Annotated in this window: 6 protein-coding genes and 1 pseudogene; all 7 read right to left on the reverse strand. The window is 36.9% G+C overall.

What is annotated here, in order from left to right; translation table 11 throughout:
* Positions 1 to 58: 58 nt before the first annotated feature.
* A pseudogene (locus tag HSISS2_RS03575) lies at positions 59 to 934 on the reverse strand (glycosyltransferase family 4 protein); the annotation flags it as partial.
* Between the two features lie 2 nt (positions 935 to 936).
* Positions 937 to 2,109, reverse strand: coding sequence for a beta 1-4 rhamnosyltransferase Cps2T (locus HSISS2_RS03580; protein WP_021145438.1), 1,173 nt, complete (start codon positions 2,107 to 2,109; stop codon positions 937 to 939).
* Between the two features lie 32 nt (positions 2,110 to 2,141).
* Positions 2,142 to 3,509: a sugar transferase gene (locus tag HSISS2_RS03585; RefSeq protein ID WP_021145439.1), complete on the reverse strand. Its 1,368-nt coding sequence runs from the start codon at positions 3,507 to 3,509 to the stop codon at positions 2,142 to 2,144.
* Between the two features lie 56 nt (positions 3,510 to 3,565).
* Positions 3,566 to 4,306 (reverse strand): tyrosine-protein kinase, encoded by a 741-nt coding sequence (locus tag HSISS2_RS03590; protein WP_021145440.1) that lies wholly within the window; start codon positions 4,304 to 4,306, stop codon positions 3,566 to 3,568.
* A gap of 9 nt (positions 4,307 to 4,315) precedes the next feature.
* Entirely contained in the window at positions 4,316 to 5,008 is a 693-nt protein-coding gene (locus tag HSISS2_RS03595; RefSeq protein WP_002888634.1) for a capsular polysaccharide biosynthesis protein, read from the reverse strand.
* Positions 5,009 to 5,016: 8 nt separating this feature from the next.
* A complete protein-coding gene (gene cps4B / locus HSISS2_RS03600) occupies positions 5,017 to 5,748 on the reverse strand; it encodes a capsular polysaccharide biosynthesis protein Cps4B (RefSeq protein WP_002888631.1) in 732 nt (243 codons plus the stop codon).
* Positions 5,749 to 7,209: an LCP family protein gene (locus HSISS2_RS03605; RefSeq protein WP_021145441.1), complete on the reverse strand. Its 1,461-nt coding sequence runs from the start codon at positions 7,207 to 7,209 to the stop codon at positions 5,749 to 5,751.
* Positions 7,210 to 7,530 lie beyond the last annotated feature (321 nt).

The raw sequence follows: 7,530 nt of genomic DNA on the forward strand, positions 1-7,530 counted from the left end.
CCCTGCTTATAGCCAATCTCAAAATAGAGTTTTCCTTGAGGACTTAGATGCTTAGCTGATCAGGATTGGTACTTGGCAAGACAAAGATATCAAACATATTATAGAGCTCTGTTGTCTTACTATAATAATCGATACGCTTGATTTGACCAGCTACTGGCGAGTCAGCAATAATCTTTTCTAACTCATCAATGCGCCACTCTTCTCCCTCAAAAGCACTACCTGCAAGAAAGGCAACGGCTTTTGGATTAGCCTGTAAAATTGGAGTCACAGCTTCCAAGAAGTCTCCTTGCCCCTTCCAGGCATTGACACGGGCAACCATCCCAATAACAAGAGCATCTTGAGCAATACCAAACCGCTCTCTAATGGCTGAAGCATCCACTACATGGAAAACATCATTATCAACCCCATTATAGATGACTTGTACCTGATTATCATTCACATAACGAGACATTTTGACATGATTTGCCACGGCATTTGAAACCGTTACTATCGTATCAGCAAAGCGTCCCATCAAAAAATTGATGAAGTCAGAAATAGCTTTTGGTTTGACAATAATTTCGTGCACATGCCAAATCAAAGGAAGTTTCAACTTACGTTTAAGGTAAATGCCTTCAAGCACCGCCGTCGTATTGTTGTGAATCAGGGTAATCCCGTTCTCTTTGGCATACTTGGCAATTTGTTTAGAATAACGGTTATAAGAGCCAAAGTACTCCATGATACCTTTAGGATTAAAATATTTACGTCGCAAGATTGGGTAGTCAATGACTTTCACTTTGGCACCGACATTTTCTAAAGCAGCCACTAAAACACCATCATTTGGTAAAATAACATGCGCTTCAAAGGCATCTTTATCCAAGCCTTTAATAAGCTCCAACAAAACCTTGTCAGCGCCATACATTTCAGCACCCGCATGGAGATATAAAATTTTCTGCATTTCTATCCTTTAAATACTTTTTCGTAGTCTGTGACAATTTTTTCCCATGTGAAAGCTTGGGCAATACGTTGACTAGATTTTTGATTAAGAGCTTCGATATCTTGATTGTCCAATTGTTCAGCTTGATCAATAACAGTTGCCAATTGATCTTTTTTCCAATAAAGAGCACCATCTTCACCAACCTCACGGTTAAAGCCAACATCCAACAAAAGATTAAGTTTGGTAGACTCTAATGCCTCTAGAAGTGATGGATTCGTCCCTCCGACTTCATGACCGTGGAAATAAGCAAAGGCATTTTCACGAATATATTTGAGCAATTCCTGGTCATATACCGTTCCAACAAACTTCACACGAGGGTCCTTGTCAAAGCCAGTTTCCTGACGCAACTTGTCATAGAACTTGTTTTCTTCAACATTAGTAATGAGCACAAAATCCTTGTCAGAATGTGACGCCATAAAACCACGAATCATTGCCTCATAGTTGTTTTCAGGGACAAAGCGACCTACAACAAGGTAATAGTTGTTTTCAATAACCCCTTTTTCAAAATACCAGGTACGAACTTTATCATCAACCTTAGTCAATCGAGATTTAGTCGTATCAGTTCCATAAGCAATATAGGTTGTTTGGGGATGATACTTAGCATAATCTTTTTGAATGTAGGACTCGATATTTTTACTATCACAAATCAAAAGGTCAGCATGTTTAACCATAAGTTGTTCTGAAATCTTCCAGTATTTACGGACAGGAAGACTCCATTTTGCACGTAACCATTCATGACCATCAGGATTAACCATTAGGGTACCACCAATAGCCTTGATTTTCTTCTTGATACCTGAGATAAATGGTCCAATACGGCAAGCCAAAACATAGAAAATCGGATCTTGATCATCATTGGCTTTAGCGATTTCAATGGCCTTATTTAGAGCTGCAATGTCATAAGCGATGGCACGAGCAGGACCAATATTAGGCACATCAATGTTGAAACACTTTGCGCCATTATGCTCGAAAGAGTCAGCTGTAATTCCTGATTTAGCAGAATTTTCACGCATACAAGCTACGTAATACTGGATATCTTTATCTTGCTGGAACTCTGTTAGTTTCTCAACAAAAGTCTCAAAACCACCATATTTTGCTGGAATTCCCTTAGAACCAACGATATAAACTGTTTTTTTCATTTAATCACCATTAAAAGAAATGGAGAAAGCCATCACTTTGCTCCATCCTTCATTACTACTACTTTAATTGTTTTCAATAAGATTCTGATATCACGCCAGATAGTCCATCCATCCATATAAGCTACATCAAGTTTGACGACTTCATCAAAATCTGTAATTTCACTTCGACCACTTACTTGCCAAAGGCCAGTGATTCCTGGTCTAAAGCTTAATCGACGTTTTTGTTCTGGAGTGTAGGATTCGTATTCGTCTAAGGTCGGCGGACGTGTACCAACCAGACTCATATCCCCCTTAAGAACATTCCAAAATTGTGGAAGTTCATCAAGGCTCGTTTTACGGATAAAATGACCAACTTTAGTAATGCGAGGATCATTATCCATTTTAAACATACCGCCAGACATCTGATTTTGTTCCATGAGATTCTTCTTGATTTCTTCGGCATCAACTCGCATTGAACGGAATTTATAAAACTTGAAAATACGTCCATTCTCACCAACACGATCTTGGGCGAATATTGCTGGACCTCCGTCCTTACGGATAATCGGATAAAGAAAGATTCCGACAATACCACAGAAAACCAAACCAACCAAAGCTCCGCAGATATCTAAGCAGCGTTTTGCCAATATATCACCGTAACTATAAAATTGTGTTGAAAAGGTAACAACATTAAAAGGTCCTAGTTGTTGGATTCGTTTTTCACCTTGACTCATAAATTCCAGCGAATTGAGATTGATAGAAACTGGAATCCTCATAAGTTCAAAAGGTGAGGCGTAATCCCAAATTTTGTATTGTTCACTAGGAAGATTAATCAGGACCTGATCAACTACTGAGTGGGTTGCATACTCAACCAAGTTGTCTGGCTTAACACTCTTGATAAATGGATTAGTAAAATAAGGATTATCCAAAACACAAACTGCTGTAATTCTACCATCCATATTATCTTTCATACGTGTCAGAACATTTTCAAGACGAGTCTGATCAGAAATTAAGAGAATATTTTTATTACTCTTACGACGTGTGTAGATGGATGAACGGAAATATTTGAGAACAGTGTTTGTTAGGTATAAGAGAGCACCTACAATGAGGATAAAATAAAGGAGTCCACGACGTGAAATTGAAAAATTACCATCTGCAAAAAAGGATAGAAAGGTTGCGATTGCAGCAAATATAAGACAATATTTGAGAGTAGCAATAAATTCATCCAAGTAACCACGATATTTTAAATTTTCGAAGTAATTACTAATATAATAAGTTACTACATGCACAATTCCTAAGAGAACGACACTTCCTTTGGTAATCTCAGTATAAGGCAATTTACTTGTGACCCAGGCTACAAAAAGGACCACAACCAGTTGTATAATACCAATCTCAATGCGACGAATTTCTTGTTTTTCTTTCACTCTGAACCCCTTTTTTATATGCTAATGTTTAAGGAGCTACATTATCCCCATTAATGCTATCCTTTTCTACGGCGTTGCGATCTTGAATGACTACTTTTTTGCTCTGATTTCTTGCCGTAGTCACCATATGACCCGTAAGAACCATATGTACCGTATTTATCTACAGTCATATCTACTTTATTTAGAACAACACCCAAGAACTGAGAACCACTTTGTGTTAATTGTTCTACTGCCTTTGTTACGAAACGACGTTTAATTTTACCTGCAGCTGTCACCAAAAGACTAGCATCGGCTTGGTGAGCAACAATGACAGCATCGATAACTAAACCAATTGGTGGTGTATCAATAATAACATAATCATATTGGCTACGAGCAACGTCCAATAGGTGTGTGAAATTTTCATTTTGTAAAAGACTTGTTGGATTTGGTGGAATAGGACCAGACGAAATTACATCCAAACCTGCGATGTCTGTTCGACAAACGGTTTCCTCCAAAGTAGCATTCCCAGAAAGAAAATTTGAAAGGCCTTTATATGGCTCATTTGATTTAAATGTTCCAGACAAAACTGAATTACGGGTATCTGCATCAATGAGCAGTGTTCTAAGGCCAACACTAGCAAACGAAATGGCAATATTAACAGATGTTGTTGATTTACCTTCACCAGCTTCGACTGAGCTAACAGCAATAACTTTCATCTGAGCGCCAGAAAACTGAATATTTGTGCGAATAGCATTGTAATATTCTTCGGTTTGTTTGGCAAAGTTTACTTTAGAATTTACTAACTTTAATAGAGGCATTTCTTCTCCTTAAATCTTATCTATATCAGGGACAATTCCAAGAAGTGTCAGTCCTAAGGCGTCTTCAATATCTTCCGGACGACGAATACGATCATCCAAGATTTCACGAACCAATACACCAACAATTGCAAGGAAACCTCCGAGCACTGCTCCAAGAGCAACATTACGTTTAATGTTTGGAGAAGAAGGTGAATCTGGCAATTTCGCATCTTCAAGCGTTGTGACATCTTCTACTTTTGTCACTTTTTTGATTTTTTCTGCAGCAACATCACGAACCTTGTTAGCTAGGGATTGAGCATCTTGTCCAGTTTTTGCATTAACAGAAATTGAAATAAGACGCGTATCTGTAGGAATGTTAACTGAAATCATTTTAGCAAGGTCTGCTTCAGTCATATTCAATTTTTCGTCTTTAATTACTTCAGACAAAACATCATTAGACGTAATAATTTCTTTATAGTCTTTTGTCAAAAACGTACCAGCCTGCAAGTCTTGTGCAGAAAGATTCTTGCCATCATCAGCTTGATTTACCACATAGATACGTGTTGATGACGTATAAGTTGGTTGAATAAAGAAATAAGTTCCTAAGAAGGCAAAAACAGCAACATAAAAAGCTGTAAATAGAATGAAGACTTTCTTAGTCCAGAGTTTTTGCAAGAGTGCAAGTACATCGATTTCAACACGTTTCGTGTTTTCTTGAGTCATAGTTTCTCCTATATGTATTGATTTTCAAGTAGAGTTTGTGGGTTTTTGATAAAAAGATTACGGGCACGTCTAGTACCATAAGTTTTCTCAATAATAGCGTAGGCTTCCTTCATAAATGGAGGTCTTGGTCCCAAATTATGCATGTCACTTGCAACCATGTGAACTAGATTCTTTTCCAAAAAATAACGGACACGTTTTTTTCTCACTTTTTCCTTATCACCAAAAAGCTTTGGTTTTAAGACGTGAGAACTATTGACTTGAGTATAGCAACCCATGTTGATGATTTCACGAACACGGTCAGCATGTTCCTCAAGAGCATCATAACGTTCAATGTGAGCCACAATCGGAGTTACCCCTGCTCGCAAAACATTACTTAGTCCACTATGAATTTCCTTCCAAGAAGTTCTAGCACTAAATTCAATCAAAGCAAATTGCGTATTATGCATATGAGGAATAAGGTGCTTTTCAAGCTTCTCAACAATGTCTGAAGTGTAATAGAGTTCACCACCATAGTAAATTGTTAAATCAGGGTAAAGAGCCTCTGCTTCTTCTTTTACTTTAGAAAAGTTGGCAAAGATTTTGTCCTCTGGGGTTTCAAACATTCCCTTACGACGATGAGACGTTGAAACAATAGTACGCACTCCCTGGGCGTAACTTTCGCCAATAAGTTCTAGACTTTCCTCTAAAGTCTTAGGACCATCATCAACATCAAAAACAATATGTGAATGAACGTCAATCACTTATTTTTCCTCCATCATATTTTTGATAGCTTGTGATGCGCTTGCCACACTAGAATCATCAAGTTTCATCATATAAAGACTAGAATTTGGCATAGCATATGAAGTCAATTGTCCCGTTGATCCTGTACCTGTCACTGCTTGAGAAGTCACTGTAAATTTAGAACCTGAATCAAGCTGCGTATTGGCCAAGGAATTAATAGTATCCAAAGACATGTTGGTTTGAACAGAGTCTTGAAGATTATTAACAATTGAATTAAAGTTTGATACTGAATGAAGTGAGGCTAATTTGTTAACAATCGCTGAAATAACCTTTTCTTGGTTTTTACCACGATCATTATCGCCACCATCCAAGCTATAACGCTCACGAACAAAGCCAAGTGCTTGTTCTGAGTTCATTTGAATATCACCAACTGGGAAGTCAAATTTCCCATGAAGGCTAGTAAAGGCTTGATCATTATGGACGGTCACACCACCCAGTTGGTCAATCAACTTAAGGAATGATGTGAAATTGATACGTGCATAATAATCAATATTAATGCCATAAAGATTTTCAAGTGTTTGTTCTGAAGTTTCAACACCGTAGATACCTGCGTGGGTCAATTTATCATATTGGTTTGCCCCACCACCAGGAATTTTAACATAGGCATCTCGAGGTGTTGAAGTCAAAAGAATCTTATGCGTATTCATATTGACGGTCATAATGATATTAACATCAGAACGTGATACTGTTGAAATAGAACCATAAGTATCAATACCGCTGATATAAATATTAAATACTTTGGAATCCGCTTGTTTTGCAGACTTGTTATTTTTCGTTTTGATTTTATAGGTATAGATTGTTTTCAGATTTGAAGCGTAATTGCTATCAACTGACTCTAAAAGGCTAGCATATGAACCACTCAAAACCATGGCTTTAGATTTTCCAGATTTAAGATTGTCATAGGCCTCTTGGTAAGAAGCAACATCGTCAACTTTTACATCAACCTTCTTGTCATTTTTCAGAGCTGACATCATGGTTTCAATGTTATTCTTATCAACCTTCATAGGTGCTTGGACAGTAGAAAGCTGACTGACATCTTTGATGTCACTATCTTTTGGAACCACTACACTCATCTCAACTTCTGAGAATGATGCAGTCTGATTCATACGGTTAGTAATATCAATTAGCTGTTTGAAGCCAAATACACCAACCAAAGAAATTAGGGTGAAAATAACCAATATAACAGTTGTCACAAGTGGTGATTTCTTAGCTTTTTGAAGATAGATACTAATAGCAAGAACAACCACCAAGGCAAGTGCGATGATAATATTCAAAAACCTAAAAGATAGGAAATTGTAGTTGAACATAATGAAAAGTAAAATCGCTGCTAAAATAGCATACAGAATGGTCAACCCAATGTTGACCATTCCCCAGGATCCTTTACTTGTCTGTTTCTGCTTACGATACGTATGCGAACTCATATAACTTGCTCCTAAAAATTAAAATTAGACATTTCACATTATCATTATAACATTACTTTAACTTCATTTCAATTGTCATTCTTTTTAAAAAAGAAGAAACAGTTTTTCATTAGCTTATCAAGTCATTAATTTCTATTAATTTTCATCATATTGTCAGGAAAAATTTCACAATTAGTATACTAATTCTATAATTTTCTGACATTTACCTTGATATTATAAACTCACTCCATAAAAAATAGTAGTTACTATACTATTCTTTTGACAATTTTAAATCTATTACCACTATTCATAATAAAGGAAACAAGTCAACTATAACCCAAC

The organism is Streptococcus sp. HSISS2 (assembly GCF_000448665.1).
Taxonomy (GTDB): domain Bacteria; phylum Bacillota; class Bacilli; order Lactobacillales; family Streptococcaceae; genus Streptococcus; species Streptococcus raffinosi.